Raw genomic sequence first — 16880 nt, 5'->3', positions numbered from 1 at the left:
CAACACGTCTTGGACGGGCAGCGACGTGACGCCGTTCACTCGATGACGACCGCAGCAGTCGTCCCCACGGAGACCGTCATGACCGCCCAGCGCACGTTCCACATCGCCGCCATCCCCGCCGACGGAGTCGGTGTCGAGGTCGTCGCGGCCGGCCGCGCCGTCCTCGACACCCTCGCCGAGGCCTCGAACGGCCGCTTCACCTTCAACTGGCAGGAGTTCCCCTGGGGCGCGGACTACTACGCCCAGCACGGCCGGATGATGGACGAGGACGGCCTCGACCAGCTCAAGGACTTCGACGCCATCTACTTCGGCGCCGTCGGCTGGCCGACCGTCCCCGATCACGTCAGCCTGTGGGGCCTGCGCCTCAAGATCTGTCAGAACTTCGACCAGTGGGCCAACGTCCGCCCCGTCGAGTTCCTCCCCGGCATCCAGAGCCCGCTCCGCAAGGCCGACACGACCGACCTGAGCTGGGTCGTCGTCCGGGAGAACTCCGAGGGCGAGTACGCCGGCTTCGGCGGCCGCAACTTCGCCGGCCGCGACGACCGCGGTGAGGTCGCCGTCCAGTCCGCGGTGTTCACCGAGGTCGGCTGCGAGCGGATCATCCGGTTCGCCTTCGACCTGGCCCGCACCCGGCCCCGCAAGAAGGTCTCCAGCGTCACCAAGAGCAACGCCCAGCAGTACGGCATGGTGCTCTGGGACGACGTGTTCAAGCGCGTCGCCGCCGAGTACCCGGACGTGGAGACCGAGAGCGTGCTGGTCGACGCTATGGCCGCCAAGTTCGTCCTGCGCCCCGAGGACCTCTCCGTCGTCGTCGCGTCCAACCTCAACGCCGACATCCTCTCCGACCTCGGCAGCGCCCTCGCCGGCAGCCTCGGCCTGGCGGCCAGCGCCAACCTCAACCCGGAGCGGCGCTTCCCCTCGATGTTCGAGCCGGTCCACGGCTCCGCACCCGACATCGCCGGCCAGGGGATCTGCAACCCCGTAGGCGCCATCGGCAGCGCGGCGCTGATGCTCGAGCACTTCGGCCTGCACGACGAGGCCAAAGCCGTCCAGCACGCCATCGAGGTCACCTCGGGCAAGGGCATCCGCACCCGCGACGTCGGCGGGACCGCCAGCACGGAGGACGTCACCGCGGCCATCATCGACCACCTGTCCCTCTGACCGTCCCCACCCGGAGCAGCCCCGCGGCAACGTCCGAAGTGGGGGGCAGACTGGGGGGCAACCGACCGCTCAGGACCACTGCAGACCGCTCAGGACCGCTCCAGGACGTCCGAGGACACGCGTAGCCTGGGCGTTCGCCGGGTCACCAGGCCCGGGACCGACCTCACTCGGGGGTTCGAGCCCCGTCACTCACCCCGCACGCAGAGGCCCTGGCCGGGTTCCCGGCCAGGGCCTCTGCCGTTCCCCGGAGGTGCGGAGGGACGGCCGTCGGACGAGGATGACCCCAGGAACCGCCGAGGCGAGGAGGTCCCCGTGCCTGGCACCTCTGCCCCCCGCGCCGGACGACGGCACACCGGCACCGGCGACCCCGTCACCGCCGGCTGGGACCGCGACGACGCCGCTGCCGAGCGGGACGCCGACGCCCGCGCCCGCGACCGGGACGCCGAGGGCCGCGACGAGCGCTCCCTCGAGCGCATGACGGCCGCCGGGCACCGGCACGCGACCGTCGGCCGGGACCGGGCGGCCGACCGGGAGGCCGCCCGCTCCGATCGCGACGCCCAGGAGGCCGACCGCAGGGCCGCGGCCCGTGACCGCGCGGCGGCCGCGGCCGACCGGGACGCGGCGGCCCGCGACCGGGCCGCCGCCCGGATCGACCGGGAGCAGGCCGCGGTCGACCGGGCGCAGGACCGCTGAGCGCGGGGAGCGGTCAGTCCAGCGTCCCGGTGCGGATGACCTCCTCGGCCACCTGGCGCAGCTTGACGTTGCGGTGGCTGCTGGCGGTCCTGAGCAGGACGAACGCGGCCTCCTCGTCGACCTTGCGCAGCGCCATGAGGATGCCGATCGCCATGCCGATCCGCCGGTTCGACTCGAGGGCGACGCGCAGGTGCGTCATCTGCTCGTCGGCGACGAGCAGGTTCTTCTCCATGCGGGCGACCTCGTCGGCGGCCCGCTGCAGGGCGGCGGCGACGGCCGCCGAGGTGTGGCCGGATGAGGGACGCGACCGGCCGCCGGCGCCGGCCGGCGGGCGCTCCGCGGGGGCGTGGTCAACCACGGGTGGTCTCCGTGCGGGCGGGGCGGAGGGGCCGCGTCACCGGGTGCCCGTGGCTGGACCCCTGGTCGTTTCCCCGGACGGTAGCCGATGCCCCTGCCTCAGCGTCCGGCGTCCGGTGCGGGCAGCGGCCGGTCCAGGGGGTGGGCGCGCTCGTCGGCCGGCAGCCGGGCGGCCAGGAGGGTGACCGCGGCCAGCACCGGCGGCGCCAGACCGGCCACGAGGAACGCCGCCCGCAGGCCGGCGCCCTCGCCCAGCGGCCCGGCCAGGGCCACCGACACGGGCACCAGCGCACCCGAGACGACGAAGTCGAGGCTGGACACCCGGCCGAGCAGCGCCGGTGGGACGCGACGCTGCAGCAGGGTGCCCCAGATCGTCATCCCGCCGTGCACCCCGGCGCCGACGAGGACCGCGGCGGCGACCATGACCGGCACCGACGTCGCGGTGCCGAACGCGACCAGCGGCAGGCAGCCGGCGGCCCACAGCAGCACGGTCGTCGTGAGGTAGCGGCGCGGCAGGGGCCGCGAGGCGACGACGAGCGAGCTCAGCGCGCCGCCGACGCCGGAGCCGGCGAGCACCAGGGCGTGCTCGACGGGGCCGCCGCCGGCGCGCTCGCGCAGGGCGAACGGCGTCAGGACCTGCAGCGGCCCGGTGGTGACCAGCAGCATCAGCGCCCCGAACAGCAGCGTGGCGAGCAGCCAGCGGGTGCGCACGAGGAAGGTCAGCCCCTCGTGCAGGTCGGCCAGCAGCGCCCGCGCCGGGTGCGCCGGCCCGTCCGCGGCGCGGTGCACGGGCAGCAGCGGCAGCCCGAGGACGCAGACGGTGGCCGCGAGCGAGGTGGCTGCCGTGGCCAGCAGCGCCGCGCCCGGGGAGGCCGCCGCCACGAGCAGCCCGGCCAGCGCGGGCCCGGTGACCTGGTAGAGCAGCGGCCGCATCGCGCCCTCGAGGCCGTTCGCGGCCAGCAGCTGCTCCTCCGGCAGCAGCGCGGGCACCAGCGCCGAGTAGGCCGGGTAGTGCAGCCCGAGTCCGGCCCCGCCGAGCAGCCCGGCGACGGCGAGCAGCGGCAGCGGCAGCGCGCCGGCCACCGACAGCGCCCCGGCGAGGCCCACCGGCACCGCCGCCAGCAGGGTGACCGCGACCAGCAGGTGGCGTTGCGGCACCCGGTCGGCGAGCACCCCGCCGGGCAGCGCCGTCGCCAGCGTCCCGACCGCGGAGGCGCCGGTCACCAGCGACAGCTCCGCCGGGCCGCCGCCGAGGGCCACCACCTGCCAGACGGCGGTCACCGCCCAGGCGCCGTTGGCCACCAGCGACAGGGCCAGGGAGAGCGCCAGCCGGCGGTAGGCGGCCGAGCGCAGCGGCGCCAGCGCCCGCGGGGAGGCGGTCACCGGCCCATGGTGCCCCGCGGCGCGGGCCGCCCTCCCGCCGCCCGCCGGAACCACGCCGCCGGAGTTCCGGAAACGCGCATGGACCGGGCCCGGACCGGGCACCGCTCCCCCGTGGGGGACTGGCGGGAACAGCTGGACGGCTTGCCGTTGGAGAGCCGGCTCAAGGCCCTGCTCGTGTACGAGCTGGCCTCCGACCGCGTGCCCGGGCAGCCGCTGGACGTGACGACGGCGGCGGTGCGGGCCGTCGCGACGGCGGAGGGCCTGGACACCGGCCAGCCGTGGATCGACGCGGCCGCCGCGCGGATCAGCGCGACCCCGGACGGGGCCCCGGGCGCCTGACCCCGGTGTGCCGCCTGTGACGGCAGGGGCGGGTGCGCCGCCCCGATCCGGACACGCACCGGGCGGTGCTGGCCCGCCGCCGCGCCGCCTCGGACCCTGGCGGCATGACCACTGCCTTCTCCTACGGGACCGCGCACGCGGTCGTGATGGTCGGCTCGGTCGGCAGCCCCGAGGGCCTGCAGCCCCGGCAGATCGGTCCGGCGCACGCCACGATCGGCCGGGTCACCGGCCGCAGCCGCAAGTCGCTGTGCGGCGCGTACGTGGCGGTGGACGAGCAGACGGAGTGGCCACCGGAGGAGTACGAGGAGCACCAGCTCTGCCCGGAGTGCGCGGAGCTGGCCCGCCTCTGAGGTCCTCAGCCGCCCGCGACCGAGGGCAGCACCTGCACCACCGACCCGGCGGGCACCGGCGTGGCCAGGCCCGCGGAGAAGCGGACGTCGTCGCCGTCGACGTAGACGTTGACGAAGCGGCGCACCTCCCCCGCCTCGTCGCGGATCCGCCGCTCCAGCACCGGGTGGGTGGCCGCCAGGGCGTCGAGCAGGCCGGCCAGCGTCGCGTCGCCCGGGTCCACCCGCAGTCGCCGGGAGCCGCCGGCCAGGTCGGCCAGCACGCCCGGCAGCAGCACCTCGACGCTCACGGCAGCACCGCCGCGCGGACGCACAGGACGTCGGGCAGGTGCTCGGCGACCGTGGTGAAGGTGTCGCCCTCGTCGGCGCTGGCGTAGACGCAGCCGTCCCGGGTGCCCACGTAGACGCCGGTCGGGTCGCCCTCGTCGACGCAGACGGCGTCGCGCAGCACCGAGGTCCAGGACGCGTCGGGCAGCCCCGCGCCCAGCTCGGTCCAGGTGGCGCCGGCGTCGCGGGTCCGGTGCACCCGCAGCCGCCCGTTCGGCGGCACCCGCTCGGCGTCGGCGACCAGCGGCACGACCCAGGCGGTGCCCGGGGTGCGCGGCGAGGCGGCCACCGGGAAGCCGAAGTCGACGGGCAGGCCCTCGGCGATCGAGGTCCAGGACGCGCCGCCGTCGTCGGTGCGGAAGACGCCGAAGTGGTTCTGCGCGTAGAAGCGGTCGGGGTCGCCCGCGTCGGCGGCCACCTTGTGCACGCACTGCCCGTACTCCGGCGGCGGGTCGGGCAGGAACGGCGCGGTGATGCCGGCGTTGCGCGGCGCCCACGTCGCCCCGCCGTCGTCGCTGGCGTAGACGCCGCCGGCGCTCATCGCCACCAGCACCCGGTCGGTCGTGGGGTGCGGCAGGACGGTGTGCACCGCGCCGCCCCCGCCGCCCGGCTCCCAGCTCGGCCGGTGCGGGTGGTCCCACAGGCCGCGGACCAGCGCGAAGGTGCGGCCGCCGTCGTCGCTGCGCCACAGCGAGTGCGGCTCGCACCCGGCCCACACGACGCCGGGGCGGCCGGCGGAGTCCGGGCGGATCTGCCAGACGCGCGCCAGCGCGGCTCCGGTGTCGGCCGGGAAGCGGATGGCGCCCTGCTCGGTCTCGGTCCACGTGCGGCCGAGGTCGTCGGACCAGGTGACGGTCGGGCCCCAGTGGCCGTACTGGACCCCGGCCAGCACCCGCGGCGCCCCGCCGTCGGTGTCACCGCCCCGGGTGTCGATGCCGACCGCCGCCACCTCCTGCGCGAGCAGGTGCGGCCCGTCCACGGTCCAGGTGCGGCGGCCGTCGTCGCTGCGGGCCAGCCACAGTCCCTTGCGCGTCCCGATGGCGAGCAGGTCGGTCACGGTGCCTCCGCGGCGTCGGCGGGACCCGGCGGGTCCCTCCCGACAGGGCAGACCGCGGTCGGCGCCGGAACTGAGCGGTGGGCCCGCTCAGAGGCGCGTGGAGCCCTCCGAGCCCTCGGCGGTCCGGCCGGGGTGCCCGCCGGCGTGCCGGTCGGCGAGGCCGGGGGCCAGCCGCTCGGCCTCCGCGCGCAGCTCGTCCGCCGCCGAGGCGTGCTCCCGGGCCGCCTCGGCCCGCCGGCGGGCCTCCTGCTCGGCCAGGCGGGTGCGCTCCTCGACCTCGGCGCGCTCGCGGCGGGCGCGGGCGGCCTGCTCCTCGGCCAGGGCCTGTTCCTTCTCCGCCTGCACGCCGCGCAGCCGGGCCTCCTCGAGGTGCTCGCGCGCCTGGGCGCGCTGCTGCTCGCGGCGGCGTGCGCCGGCGACCCGGCTGCGCTTGGCCAGCGCGAGCCCGATCAGGGCCAGCACGACGACCGCCACGACGACGATGAGCACGATCAACCAGGTGTCCACGACGCTCTCCCTCCCGAGATCGACTCGGGAGTGCCCTGGTGAGCGCCCCGGGAAACCGAGATCACTTCAGCGCGGAACCCTCCTGCCACTGGTCCCACGGGATCGTCCAGTCCGCGATCGACGAGGTGAGCGGGCCGGCGTCGGAGTTGACGATCTCGACGACGTCCCCCGGCTGGGAGAACTCGTAGAACCAGCGGGCGTTCTCGTCCGAGAGGTTGATGCAGCCGTGGGAGACGTTCTCCCGGCCCTGCTGTGCCACCGACCACGGGGCGCCGTGCACGAACTCGCCGCTGTCGGACAGCCGCACGGCCCACTTCACCGGCGTGCGGTAGCCCTCGGGGCTGTCGACGGGCACGCCGTAGGTGCTCGAGTCCATGACCCGGTCGGCGTTGAGCTCGGTGACCACGTGCGGGCCGTTGTAGCTCGGGTTGTCCGGGCTGCCGGCGCTCATCGGCCAGTCCTGCACCAGCGTGTCGCCGTCGTAGACCTGCATGCGGTGGGTCGCGGCGTCGGCGATCGACACGTGCCGGTCACCGATGCGGAAGGAGACCGTGCGGTCCTTCTCGCCCCAGACGCCGTCGCCGAGGTCGACGCCGTAGAGGTCGGCCTCGAGGGTCACGTCGGTCTGCGCCGGCCAGTACTGCGACGGGCGGAAGTGCACCTCGGTGTCGCTGATCCAGCTCCAGACGCCGTCGGTGGGGGTGGAGCTGGTGACCAGCAGGTGGCTCTCGGCGGCGGCCTTGTCGGCGACCGGCTGCTCGAAGTACACGCGGATCGGCATGCCGACGCCGACCGTCTGGCCGTCCAGCGGGCCGACCGAGGGGGTGGTGACCGTCTGCGGGTCCACGGTGGTGAAGGTGCTGGTCGCCTCGGCCTGCTCGCCGTCGGCGTTCGTCGCGGTGGCGGTGAGCGTGTAGGTGCTGCCGTAGGCGAGGTCCTCGTCCGGCGTCCAGACGTCGGTGCCCTCGGTCTCGCCGTCGGCCACCTGGCCGGGCACGTCCGCGCCGGCGCCGTCGGTGACGGTGACGTCGGCGAGCTCGCCGTCGGCGACGGAGATCTCCACCGGGTCGGCCGGGGCGACGTCGACCGCGCCGTCGGCCGGGGCGAGCTGCAGCTGCGCGGGCGCCGCGTCGGCCGGGGTCGGGGCCGCGGACGACGACGAAGCCGACGACGACCCGCCGTCGTCGCCGCCCTGGCACCCGCTGAGCAGGACCAGCGCCCCCGCCGTGACCAGCGCAGCCATCCGTCGCACCGTGTTGCCCCCTCGTCCCCGCGGAACCGTGCCCGCACCCGGGCACGGCCGTACCCACCCAGTGTCCACGCGGATCACGGAACCGTGGCGTCCGCCACCCGGGGACCCCCGAGCGGGACGCCGTCGACCGCTGGTATCGTTCTCCCTCGTGACCCGGGCAGCCGGGAGACACGCGCCATTAGCTCAATTGGCAGAGCAGCTGACTCTTAATCAGCGGGTTCGGGGTTCGAGTCCCTGATGGCGCACAGCACACGAGAGCGGCTCCTCCCCGGCGGGAGGGGCCGCTCTCGTCGTCTCAGGGGCCGTCGCCGGGGGCCGTCCCCTCGAGCAGCGGGCGCTGGCGCGTCGAGAGCGGGGCGAGCTCCGCGTCGAGGGCCCGGTACGCCTCCCCCTCCCGCTCGAGGAAGGCGGTCCAGGCGCCCCGGTCCCGCCAGCGGTCGACGGTGAGGAAGCGGCCGCCGTCCCCCGCGCCGCGGAACAGCTCCGTGCCGGCGTACCCGCCGGCCCGCCGGAACAGCCGTGCCCAGTCCCCGTCCGCCCCGTAGGCCGCGACGAACCGATCCGCGGCCGCGGGCGCGACGTCGTACTCCCAGATCCGCACGAACACGCCGGTCCGGACCTCCGGCTCAGCCCAGCCGCAGCCCGTGCCCGGCGAGCGCCTCGTCCAGGAGGCGCAGTGCCCTCGGGCCGACGCCGTGCAGCGCGGCGAGCGCCGCCCGCGGGACGCCGTCCAGCGAGGACAGGTCCGGGTACCCGGCCTGCTGCAGGGCACGGGTGGCCGGCGCGCCGATCCGGGGCAGCTCGTCGAGCGGCGTCACGCCCGGGACCGTAGCGGCCCCGGGCGGGCCGGGTCAGCCGCGGACGGCGCGCACCACCCGGCGGACGCCGAGCGCCGCGGCCCCGGCGCCGGCCAGCCACGGCCCGGCGACGACCACCGGGTCGAGCAGCTGGTGCCGGGCGTCCGAGCGCCCGCGGCGCGAGCGCAGGCCGCCCCGGGTGAACTCGGTCCGCAGGCCGGTGGCGGGCACGTCGGGCCGGGCGGAGGCGAAGGACCGCAGGTGGTGCTCCCAGGCGTCGACGCGGTCGCCGACGACCAGCAGCAGCCAGTGCGCGAGCCGGCCCTCGCTGAAGCGGGCGTAGGCGAACCGGCGGATCGTCCCGGACAGGCCGCGCAGCGGTTGCGCGGTGCCGAACACCGGCGTCACGAAGGCGTGCTCGATCGACCGCTCCCGGCCCTCGCTGCCGGGCTGGCGCTCGGGGAAGTCCCAGTGGGCGCCGGTGTCGGCCGGGTACTGCAGCTTCGGGTACGAGGGCCGGTCGGCCGGGTCGAGGTCGGCGCCCCACCCGGGGATGCGGGCCCGCAGCTCCTCGCGGCTCGGCGGCGGGGTGCGCTTGTCGCGGACGTACGCGCTCGGGATGTCGGACTCGGTCATGGTCGCCCCTCAGGCCGCGTCGGGCAGGATCACCGGCTTGATGCAGCCGTCGAGCTTGCTGGAGAACACGTGGTAGGCCTCCGCGATGTGCTCCAGCGGGAAGCGGTGCGTCACCACCTCGCGCGGGGTCAGGTGGCCGTTGCGGACGTGCTCGAACATCCGCGGCCACTGCCGCTTCACCGGCGTCTGGTTCATCCGCAGCGTGAGCCCCTTGTTCAGCGCGTCGCCGAACTTCACCGCGTTGGGGATCGGCCCGTAGGCGCCGACGACCGACACCGTGCCGCCCTTGCGCACGCCGTCGATGGCCCAGTTGAGCGCGACCGGCGAGCCGCCCTGCAGCTTGAGCTTGGTCCCGGTGACGTGCTGCAGGAAGTTGCCGTCGGCCTCCGCGCCGACCGCCTCGATGACGACGTCGGCGCCGAGGTGGTCGGTCTGCTTCTTCACCTCGACCACGACGTCGTCGTGCTCGTCGTAGTCGATCGTCTCGGCGTGGGCCATGGTCCGCGCCTTCTCCAGCCGCTCCTGCAGGTGGTCGACGACGATCACCCGGCCGGCCCCCATGAGCCACGCCGACTGCGCGGCGACCAGCCCGACCGGCCCCGCGCCGAGCACGACCACGGTGTCCCCCTCGGCGATCTCGCCGAGCTGCGCGCCGAAGTAGCCGGTGGCCGCGGCGTCGGTCATGACGACGGCGTCCTCGTCGTGGATCCACTCGGGCATCCGCACCGGGCCGACGTCGGCGAACGGGACGCGCACGTACTGCGACTGGCCGCCGTCGTAGCCGCCGGTGGTGTGCGAGTAGCCGTAGATGCCGCCGACCGCCGTCACGTTGGGGTTCACGTTGTGGCAATTGGAGTACAGGCCGCGGGCGCAGAACCAGCACGACCCGCAGAAGACGTTGAACGGCACCATCACCCGGTCGCCGACCTGCAGGTTCCGCACCGACGGGCCGACCTGCTCGACGACGCCGATGAACTCGTGGCCGAACGTGTGGCCGATCCGGGTGTCCGGCATCAGCCCGTGGTAGAGGTGCAGGTCCGAGCCGCAGATCGCGGCCAGGGTGACCCGGACGATCGCGTCGTTCGGGTGCTCGATCGACGGGACGTCCTTGTCCTCGACGCGGACCTTGTACGGCCCGCGGTAGACCATCGCGCGCACGCAGCGCCCCTCTCCTCGTGCCGGGCCCTGCACACCGGCGCTGCCGCAGCCGTGCCCGGCGCCCGGCGGCCGGAAACGGCTTCGGACGTCCGGACGGGCCGCGCACCGCTCAGGCGGTCGTCGAGTCGGGCGCCCGGGCGGCGCCCCGGGACCGCCTCCGCTCCGTGGCACGGGTGACGTCGTCGAGCAGCCGGCGCAGCTCCGCGGCGTGCTCGCCGAGGTCCTCCTCCAGGCCGGCGAGGACGGCGCCGGCGTCGCGGGCGAGTCGCCGGCCGGCGCTGGTCAGGCGGACCAGGCGCCCGCGGGACCGGGCGGGGTCGGCGACCGTCTCGACCAGGCCCAGGCGGACCAGGCCGGCGACGAGGTCCTGCTGGGCCTGGCGGGTGGTGCCCAGCCGCCTCGCCAGCTCCGCCGGGGCGGTCCCGCCCGGCTCGAGGAAGGCGAAGACGAGGGACTGCGCCGCCGACAGCCGCGGCCACCCCTGGTCCGCCAGCTCGTCCCGGAGGACGGCGTCGAAGGACCGGCCCGCTTGCAGCAGCAGGTGGGCCAGCGGCAGCTCCTCCCGCCGTTGCACGGTCGTCAGGTTACCTGACATCCTATTGTCAGGGGACCTGACAGGGAGGTCGGAGTGCGCATCGTGGTGTTCGGAGCGGCGGGCGGCGTCGGCCGCCACGCCGTGCGGCTGGCGGCCGAGCGCGGGCACACGGTGGTCGCCGTGGCCCGCCGGGCGACGGGCCTGCCGGGGGTCGTCGAGTGCCCCGGGGACGTCCGCGACGCCGCCCTGGTGGGCGGAGCGGTGCGCGGGGCCGACGCCGTCCTGTGGTGCGTCGGGGTCACCCGGTCCTCGGGCGGGGACGTCGGCCGGACGGCGCTGCCCGGGGTGGTCGCGGCCATGCGCGCGGCCGGGGTGCGGCGGTTCGTCGGGATCTCCGGCGCGGGGGCGGACCTGCCCGGCGACCGCAAGGGACGCGGCGCCCGCCTCGTCTCGGCCCTGACCCACCGGCTGGCACGGGACGTCGTCGAGGACAAGGAGGGCGAGTATCGAGTGCTCGCCGGCTCGGACCTGGACTGGACCCAGGTGCGCCCGCCGCGCCTGGCCGAGCGGCCGGGCACCGGCCGGTACCGGCTGACGACCGAGGCGCCGGGGTTGCGCGCGGCTCCGCTGGCGAAGGCCGACGTCGCCCTCGCCCTGGTGGAGCTCGCCGAGGGGCGGGACCGGCTCTCGGCGGCGCCGTTCGTCGTGGCCGGCGACCGGTGACCGTGCTCGTCGCCGGGGCCACCGGCACGGTCGGCAGCGAGGTCGTCCGCCGGCTGGCCGGCCGCGGGGCCGACGTCCGGGCCGGCGCGCGCGACCCCGAGCGGGCGGCTCCCGCGCTCCCGGCCGGCGTGCCCGCCGTCCGGCTCGACCTGGAGGACCCCACCTCGTGGCCGGCCGCCCTCGACGGCGTCGAGGCGCTGTTCCTGCTCCGCCCGCCGGACGTCGCCCGGGTCGGACGCCTGCAGCCCTTCCTCGACGCGGTCGTCGCCGCCGGGGTGCGGCGGGTCGTCGTGCTGTCGGTGCAGGCCGCCGGGCGCAACCCGCTGCTCCCCCACCGGGCGCTGGAGAGGCGGGTGGAGGTCACCGGCCTGTCCTGGACCCACCTGCGCCCGGCCAACTTCTTCCAGAACCTGCTCACCGTGCACCGCGAGGAGTTCCGCGACCGGTCGCGGATCTCGGTGCCGGCCGGGAACGGGCGGACCGCCCACGTCGACGTCCGCGACCTCGCCGAGGTGGCCGCCACGGCGCTGACGGAGCCGGGCCACGAGGGGCGGGCCTACGAGCTGACCGGCCGGGAGGCGCCGACCTTCGCCGAGATCGCGGCGACCCTGTCGGCGGTGCTGGGCCGCCCGGTCGTCTACCCGCGGCCGGGCGCGGTCGCCTTCGTACGCGAGCAGCTGGCCGAGGGCAGGCCTCCCGGGCTGGTGCTGGTCATGACTCTGCTGTTCACGACCACCCGGCTGGGGCTGGCCGCGCGCACCACCGACGACCTGGCCCGCCTGCTGGGCCGGGAGCCGACTCCCCTGCGCCGGTTCGTCGAGGACCACGCCGACGCCTGGCGGCCGGAAACCGGTTGAGCCCGTCCCCAGCATGGACGGCATGACGACTCCCCCCGTGCTCGAGCCGGTGCACCGTCCGGAGGACGGCGAGCTCGTCGGCCACCTGACCGCCATCGACGGCCGGGACGGGTGGACCGCGCACGCCGTCCCCGGCATGCCGCTGCGGCACCTCCCCACCCGCGAGCAGGCCGTCGCCTTCCTGCGCGAGCGCGGCCTGGCGCTGCTCGCCGGGCGCTGGACCTACACGCCCGAGCGCGGCGAGCCGCGCACCGCGTGGCTGGTCGAGGCCCGGCCCGGGGCGGTCGTGGTCCGGTTCGGGTACGACCCGGCGTCGGTGCCGCTGGCCGGCGCGGACCTCGGCCGGCTCACCCCGGCATAGCGGCGGCCCGGGGAGCGTTCCGCGGGCGTGAGCAGCCCGCGGGACGTCGACGTCGTGGTCATCGGCGCGGGCCAGGCCGGCCTGTCCGCCGCGTACCACCTGGCCCGCCAGGGCTTCGCGCCCGGCAGCGGCTTCGTCGTCCTCGACGGCGACGCCGCACCCGGCGGGGCCTGGCAGCACCGCTGGTCCTCGCTGATCCTGGCGACCACCCACCGGGTGCACGAGCTGCCGGGCCTGCCGTTCGCGCCGGCGTCGGAGGACCTGCCCGCCGCCGAGGCGGTGCCGGCCTACTTCGCCGAGTACGAGCGGCGCTTCGCCCTGCCCGTGCAGCGGCCGGTGCGGGTGTCCGCGGTGCGCCACACCGGCGACGGGCGGTTCCTGGTCCAGGCGCCCGAGGGGACCTGGCGGGCCCGCGGCCTGGTCAACGCCACCGGCACCTGGACGCGGCCGTTCGTGCCGCGCTACCCCGGCCAGGAGACCTTCCGCGGCCGGCAGCTGCACACCGTGGGCTACCGGGGCGCGGAGGAGTTCGCCGGGCTGTCGGTCGTGGTCGTCGGCGGCGGCGCCTCGGCGGTGCAGCTGCTCGGGGAGATCGCGCCGGTCGCGCGCACTACCTGGGTGACCCGCCGCCCGCCGGTCTGGCGCGAGGGTCCCTTCGGCGAGGAGCAGGGCCGGGAGGCGGTGGCCCGCGTCGCGGCCGCGGTGCGCGCCGGCCGGATGCCCGGCAGCGTCGTCGGCGCGACCGGGCTGGTGGTCACCCCGTGGGTGCGCCGCGCCCTGGACGACGGCGTCCTCACCCGCCTGCCGGTGTTCGACCGGATCACCCCCGACGGCGTCGCGTGGGACGACGGCCGGTCCGTCGCCGCCGACGTGGTCCTGTGGGCCACCGGCTTCCGCGCCGCGGTCGGCCACCTGGCCCCGCTGCGGCTGCGCACCCGCGACGGCGTCATCCGGCTCGACGGCACCTCCGCCGTCGACGAGCCGCGGCTGCAGCTGGTCGGCTACGGGCCCAGCGCGAGCACGATCGGCGCCAACCGGGCCGGCCGGACGGCGGCGGCGACCCTGCGCCGGCTGCTCGACGCGGACCTGCCCCGCAGCGCCTGACCGGGGGCGTCCCCCAGCACCGGGTGGGGGACGGTCCAGGGTCGGGCCGGGGGTCCTCCCCGATGTGCCGGGCACCCCGGTGCCGAGAGCCTTCCCGGCATGACCTCGCAGCCCTCCCCTCCCCCGGCGGTGACCCCGTGATCGTCGCCAGCGGACTCACCAAGCGCTACGGCGACCGGGTCGCCGTCGACCGCGTCTCCTTCACCGTCCGCCCGGGCCGGGTGACCGGCTTCCTCGGCCCCAACGGCGCCGGCAAGTCGACGACGATGCGGATGGTCATCGGCCTGGACCGGCCCACCGAGGGCTCGGTCACCGTCGACGGCATCCGGTACCTCGACTGCCCCGCCCCGCTGCGCGCGGTCGGCGCGCTGCTCGAGGCCCGCGCGCTGCACCCGGGCCGCACCGCCTGGGCGCACCTGCGCTGGATGGCCGCCTCCAACGGCATCCCCGCCGCCCGCGTCGACGAGGTGCTCGGCCTGGTCGGCCTGGAGGCGGTGGCCGGGCAGCGCGTCGGCCGGTTCTCCCTCGGCATGGGCCAGCGGCTGGGCATCGCGGCCGCGCTGCTCGGCGACCCGCCGGTCGTCGTCCTCGACGAGCCGGTCAACGGACTGGACCCCGAGGGCATCCGCTGGGTGCGCACCCTGGCCCGCGACCTCGCCGCCGAGGGCCGCACCGTGCTGGTGTCCAGCCACCTCATGGCCGAGATGGCGCTGACCGCCGACCACCTCGTCGTCATCGGCCGCGGCCGGGTGCTCGCCGACTGCCCCACGGCGGACTTCATCGCCGAGCACGCCGCCTCCTACGTGCGCGTCCGCACCCCCCGGCCCGCCGACCTCGCCGAGCTGCTGCGGCGCGCGGGCGCCGACGTCACCCGCGACGGCGACGAGCTGCGCGTCCAGGGCGTCGACGCCGCCGCCACCGGCGAGCTCGCCGCCGGCGCCGGCCTGGTGCTGCACGAGCTGGGCCTCGTCCGGTCCTCCCTCGAGGACGCCTTCATGACCCTGACCGCCGGCAGCGTCGAGTACGCCGCCGCCCGCCCCGCCGAGGTGACCCGGTGACCGCCTCCACCCTGGCCGCGCGCCGCGCGTCCTCCCCCGCCCCGGCCGCGACCGCCGGGCTGCCCCGCGCCCTGCACGCCGAGTGGATCAAGCTGTGGTCGGTGCGCTCCACCGGCTGGTCGATCGCCGCGATGGTCGCCCTCGGCGCCGGGCTCACCACGCTGGTGTGCGCGCTGGTCGCCCCCGACCTCGCCGCCGGGGAGACCGGTGAGCCGGTCGGCGCGTTCATCACCTGGGGGCTGCTGTTCGCCCAGGTCACCGCCGTCGTCCTCGGCTCGCTCGTCGTCACCGCCGAGTACGGCACCGGGATGATCCGCGCGACGCTGGCCGCCACCCCCCGCCGCGGGACCGTGCTCGTGGCCAAGGCGGTCGTGCTCAGCGCCGTCCTGTTCGTCGCCGGGGTGGTCACCGCGACGCTCGGCTGGCTCGGCGGCAACGCGTTCCTGTCCGCGGAGGGGATCGGCCTGTCCCTCGGCGACGACGGGATGCTGCGCTCGCTGCTCGGCAGCGGCCTCTACATGGCCGGGCTCGGGCTGTTCGCGATGGCCGTCGGGTTGCTGGTCCGCTCCACCGCCGCCGCGGTGTCGGTGGTGCTCGCGCTGGTGTTCCTCGTCGGCAACCTGGTGATGCTGCTGCCGGGCGCCCTGGGCGAGTGGCTGACCAAGCTCATGCCGGGCAACGCGGGCTCGCGGATCGCGATGCCGGAGTCGTTCAACCCGCTGCTGCTCGAGCCGTGGACCGGGTTCGCCGTCTTCGCCGCCGAGGTCGCCGTCGTCCTCGCCGTCGCCGCGGTCGCCTTCACCCGCCGCGACGCGTGAGCCGGAGTCGGACACCTCTTCCGCCGACGGTCGTGCTCTGCACACACCTGTGTGCAGAGCACGACCGCGCTCGGAGGACACCTCGCCGGCCTCCGGCGGCCGCCAGGCACAGTGGAGGGGTGACCTCCCCCGATCCCGCCGCCCTGGGGCGCGAGCGCGCCGACCTGCTGCTGACCCGCCTCGCGGCCGGCGACGACGCCGGAGCCGACACCCTGCTGGCCGAGGTCGAGGAGGTGCGCGACCTGGTCTACGTCGGCGCGGCGCTCACCGCGCAGGCCCGGGCCGAGGGGCGCGCGCTGCCGCCGGCGCAGCGGGCGCAGGCCAACACCCGGCAGCTGCGGCTCGGGGCGGTCCGGGACGCCGCCCGCACCGACGTCGCCGCGCTGCGGCAGTGGCTGCGCCGCTCCGGTGAGGAGCTGCTGCTCATCCGCTCGCTGCAGGCGGCGGCCGACCGCGTCTCCTGACTCCCCGCGGTCAGACCGCGGCCGGGACCGCCGCGGTGCGCGGCTCGAGGTGCACCCCGGCGATCGTGCAGCGCACCGAGCCGCCGGCCAGCTCGACCGTGGGGACGGCGACCGGCAGCAGCCGGGCCGACGCCTCGATCGCCCGGCGCTGGCCGGCGTCCAGGCTCGCCGCGGCCCGCGCGGACAGCGCCAGCACCGGGCCGTCGGCGCCCCGCACCTCGATGGCGTTGCCGGCGAACTCCCCGACCTGCCGCGCGGTGAGCGGGACGACGGTGCGCCCGGTCGCCTCCAGCCGGGCGACGAGCTCCGCCCGCTCGGCCGCCGACGGCAGCAGCTCCAGCCCGACCAGCGCGTACCCGCCGGCCACGCTCATCATCACGTTGGTGTGGTAGACCGCCCGGCCGGCCGCGTCGACGGCGTCGAAGACCACCGGCTCGTAGCCGAAGCCGCGGCAGAAGCGGTCCAGCGCCCACGGGTCGACCCGCAGCGACCGCGCGACGTAGGCCGTGCGCGCCACGTGGTCGAGCACCATCGCGCCGGTGCCCTCGAGGTAGCGGCCGTCGTGCTCCAGGCCGGAGAGGTCGACCACCTCGTGCACCCGGTAGGCCGCCTTGAGGAACTCGACGACGTCGCCGCGCCGCTCCCCGCGCCGGTTGGCCGCGTACATCGGGAACAGCGCGACCCGGCCGTCGGCGTGGGTGGACAGCCAGTTGTTCGGGAAGACGCTGTCGGGCCGGCCGGGCTCCGGGTCGTCGAACAGGTGCACCGTGACGCCCGCGGCGGTGAGCGCCTCGGCCAGCGCGGTGACCTCGTCGTACGCCCGCCGCGCGAGCACGCCCGGGTCCTCGTGGACGACGGGCACCTGGAAGGCGTTGTCCCCGAGCGTCAGCGGGTTGGGCGAGAAGGCGTGCGGGCGGACGAGGACCACGGCCGAGGGGGCCTGGGC

The 16880-nt window shown here is 76.4% G+C and carries 23 protein-coding genes and 1 tRNA gene; 12 read left to right on the top strand and 12 right to left on the bottom strand.

Annotated features, from left to right (window positions below; all coding sequences use genetic code 11):
- The first annotated feature begins 42 nt into the window (after positions 1–42).
- Together ACI79B_RS17165 and ACI79B_RS17160 are read left to right on the top strand one after the other, a co-directional pair.
- Complete coding sequence (locus ACI79B_RS17165) at positions 43–1161, top strand: tartrate dehydrogenase (RefSeq protein ID WP_457000208.1); 1119 nt, start codon at positions 43–45, stop codon at positions 1159–1161.
- A 312-nt stretch (positions 1162–1473) separates the two neighbouring features.
- Entirely contained in the window at positions 1474–1854 is a 381-nt protein-coding gene (locus ACI79B_RS17160; protein WP_456927033.1) for a hypothetical protein, read from the top strand.
- 13 nt (positions 1855–1867) lie between these two features.
- Here ACI79B_RS17160 and ACI79B_RS17155 read toward each other — a convergent pair whose 3' ends face one another.
- On the bottom strand, positions 1868–2212 hold the full coding sequence (locus tag ACI79B_RS17155) for an ANTAR domain-containing protein (RefSeq protein ID WP_456927034.1): 345 nt from the start codon (positions 2210–2212) through the stop codon (positions 1868–1870).
- 98 nt (positions 2213–2310) lie between these two features.
- Positions 2311–3594: an MFS transporter gene (locus ACI79B_RS17150; RefSeq protein WP_456927035.1), complete on the bottom strand. Its 1284-nt coding sequence runs from the start codon at positions 3592–3594 to the stop codon at positions 2311–2313.
- A gap of 78 nt (positions 3595–3672) precedes the next feature.
- Between ACI79B_RS17150 and ACI79B_RS17145 the strand changes: the two genes are divergently transcribed.
- Positions 3673–3933 carry a hypothetical protein gene (locus tag ACI79B_RS17145; protein ID WP_456927036.1) on the top strand — a complete coding sequence of 87 codons (261 nt, stop codon included), beginning with the start codon at positions 3673–3675 and terminating at the stop codon, positions 3931–3933.
- Positions 3934–4037: 104 nt separating this feature from the next.
- The gene (locus ACI79B_RS17140; protein WP_456927037.1) at positions 4038–4283 is read left to right on the top strand and encodes a hypothetical protein; all 246 of its coding nucleotides are present in this window, start codon (positions 4038–4040) and stop codon (positions 4281–4283) included.
- A gap of 5 nt (positions 4284–4288) precedes the next feature.
- Here the strand turns inward: ACI79B_RS17140 and ACI79B_RS17135 are convergent, their stop codons facing one another.
- From ACI79B_RS17135 to ACI79B_RS17120, 4 genes are all read right to left on the bottom strand, one after another.
- Positions 4289–4570, bottom strand: a complete 282-nt coding sequence (locus ACI79B_RS17135) for a ubiquitin-like small modifier protein 1 (protein ID WP_456927038.1) — start codon at positions 4568–4570, stop codon at positions 4289–4291.
- Entirely contained in the window at positions 4567–5664 is a 1098-nt protein-coding gene (locus ACI79B_RS17130; protein ID WP_456927039.1) for an exo-alpha-sialidase, read from the bottom strand. The genes ACI79B_RS17135 and ACI79B_RS17130 overlap by 4 nt, the downstream gene beginning before the upstream one ends.
- Positions 5665–5751: 87 nt before the next feature.
- Positions 5752–6171 (bottom strand): hypothetical protein, encoded by a 420-nt coding sequence (locus tag ACI79B_RS17125; RefSeq protein ID WP_456927040.1) that lies wholly within the window; start codon positions 6169–6171, stop codon positions 5752–5754.
- 61 nt (positions 6172–6232) lie between these two features.
- Entirely contained in the window at positions 6233–7414 is a 1182-nt protein-coding gene (locus ACI79B_RS17120) for a L,D-transpeptidase (RefSeq protein WP_456927041.1), read from the bottom strand.
- Between the two features lie 181 nt (positions 7415–7595).
- Between ACI79B_RS17120 and ACI79B_RS17115 the strand changes: the two genes are divergently transcribed.
- A tRNA-Lys gene (locus tag ACI79B_RS17115) sits at positions 7596–7668 on the top strand.
- 50 nt (positions 7669–7718) lie between these two features.
- Here the strand turns inward: ACI79B_RS17115 and ACI79B_RS17110 are convergent.
- The 5 genes from ACI79B_RS17110 to ACI79B_RS17090 form a co-directional block, all read right to left on the bottom strand.
- Positions 7719–8030: an antibiotic biosynthesis monooxygenase family protein gene (locus ACI79B_RS17110; RefSeq protein WP_456927042.1), complete on the bottom strand. Its 312-nt coding sequence runs from the start codon at positions 8028–8030 to the stop codon at positions 7719–7721.
- A gap of 19 nt (positions 8031–8049) precedes the next feature.
- On the bottom strand, positions 8050–8241 hold the full coding sequence (locus tag ACI79B_RS17105; RefSeq protein ID WP_456927043.1) for a DNA-binding protein: 192 nt from the start codon (positions 8239–8241) through the stop codon (positions 8050–8052).
- 33 nt (positions 8242–8274) lie between these two features.
- A complete protein-coding gene (locus ACI79B_RS17100) occupies positions 8275–8856 on the bottom strand; it encodes a hypothetical protein (protein ID WP_456927044.1) in 582 nt (193 codons plus the stop codon).
- Between the two features lie 9 nt (positions 8857–8865).
- The gene (locus ACI79B_RS17095; protein WP_456927105.1) at positions 8866–10005 is read right to left on the bottom strand and encodes a zinc-dependent alcohol dehydrogenase; all 1140 of its coding nucleotides are present in this window, start codon (positions 10003–10005) and stop codon (positions 8866–8868) included.
- Between the two features lie 118 nt (positions 10006–10123).
- Positions 10124–10588, bottom strand: a complete 465-nt coding sequence (locus tag ACI79B_RS17090; RefSeq protein WP_456927045.1) for a MarR family winged helix-turn-helix transcriptional regulator — start codon at positions 10586–10588, stop codon at positions 10124–10126.
- Positions 10589–10642: 54 nt separating this feature from the next.
- On the opposite strand from ACI79B_RS17090, the gene ACI79B_RS17085 reads away from it, so the two are divergent.
- From ACI79B_RS17085 to ACI79B_RS17055, 7 genes are all read left to right on the top strand, one after another.
- The gene (locus ACI79B_RS17085; protein WP_456927046.1) at positions 10643–11272 is read left to right on the top strand and encodes an NAD(P)-dependent oxidoreductase; all 630 of its coding nucleotides are present in this window, start codon (positions 10643–10645) and stop codon (positions 11270–11272) included.
- Positions 11269–12129, top strand: coding sequence for an NAD(P)H-binding protein (locus tag ACI79B_RS17080; protein ID WP_457000207.1), 861 nt, complete (start codon positions 11269–11271; stop codon positions 12127–12129). Before ACI79B_RS17085 ends, ACI79B_RS17080 begins: the two co-directional genes overlap by 4 nt.
- A gap of 22 nt (positions 12130–12151) precedes the next feature.
- Positions 12152–12490, top strand: a complete 339-nt coding sequence (locus ACI79B_RS17075) for a hypothetical protein (protein ID WP_456927048.1) — start codon at positions 12152–12154, stop codon at positions 12488–12490.
- Between the two features lie 27 nt (positions 12491–12517).
- Positions 12518–13594 (top strand): FAD-dependent oxidoreductase, encoded by a 1077-nt coding sequence (locus ACI79B_RS17070; protein ID WP_456927049.1) that lies wholly within the window; start codon positions 12518–12520, stop codon positions 13592–13594.
- Positions 13595–13731: 137 nt separating this feature from the next.
- Complete coding sequence (locus tag ACI79B_RS17065) at positions 13732–14652, top strand: ABC transporter ATP-binding protein (RefSeq protein ID WP_456927050.1); 921 nt, start codon at positions 13732–13734, stop codon at positions 14650–14652.
- Positions 14649–15470, top strand: a complete 822-nt coding sequence (locus tag ACI79B_RS17060; RefSeq protein WP_456927051.1) for an ABC transporter permease subunit — start codon at positions 14649–14651, stop codon at positions 15468–15470. Before ACI79B_RS17065 ends, ACI79B_RS17060 begins: the two co-directional genes overlap by 4 nt.
- A 119-nt stretch (positions 15471–15589) precedes the next feature.
- Positions 15590–15934 carry a hypothetical protein gene (locus tag ACI79B_RS17055; RefSeq protein WP_456925967.1) on the top strand — a complete coding sequence of 115 codons (345 nt, stop codon included), beginning with the start codon at positions 15590–15592 and terminating at the stop codon, positions 15932–15934.
- 10 nt (positions 15935–15944) lie between these two features.
- Here ACI79B_RS17055 and ctlX read toward each other — a convergent pair whose 3' ends face one another.
- Positions 15945–16862: a citrulline utilization hydrolase CtlX gene (gene ctlX, locus ACI79B_RS17050; protein WP_456925968.1), complete on the bottom strand. Its 918-nt coding sequence runs from the start codon at positions 16860–16862 to the stop codon at positions 15945–15947.
- Between the last annotated feature and the right edge of the window lie 18 nt (positions 16863–16880).

This window comes from Geodermatophilus sp. SYSU D00879 (genome assembly GCF_054050375.1).
The sequence above is the reverse complement of the archived record's forward strand: the minus strand, read 5'-3'. Positions and strand labels throughout refer to the sequence as shown.

Excerpts from the sequence above, each read along its gene's own strand:
- ACI79B_RS17165 (WP_457000208.1), top strand. The coding sequence starts at position 43 with ATGACGACCGCAGCAGTCGTCCCCACGGAGACCGTCATGACCGCCCAG.
- ACI79B_RS17145 (WP_456927036.1), top strand. The coding sequence starts at position 3,673 with ATGGACCGGGCCCGGACCGGGCACCGCTCCCCCGTGGGGGACTGGCGG.
- ACI79B_RS17140 (WP_456927037.1), top strand. The coding sequence starts at position 4,038 with ATGACCACTGCCTTCTCCTACGGGACCGCGCACGCGGTCGTGATGGTC.
- ACI79B_RS17120 (WP_456927041.1), bottom strand. The coding sequence starts at position 7,414 with ATGGCTGCGCTGGTCACGGCGGGGGCGCTGGTCCTGCTCAGCGGGTGC.
- ACI79B_RS17100 (WP_456927044.1), bottom strand. The coding sequence starts at position 8,856 with ATGACCGAGTCCGACATCCCGAGCGCGTACGTCCGCGACAAGCGCACC.
- ACI79B_RS17095 (WP_456927105.1), bottom strand. The coding sequence starts at position 10,005 with ATGGTCTACCGCGGGCCGTACAAGGTCCGCGTCGAGGACAAGGACGTC.
- ACI79B_RS17075 (WP_456927048.1), top strand. The coding sequence starts at position 12,152 with ATGACGACTCCCCCCGTGCTCGAGCCGGTGCACCGTCCGGAGGACGGC.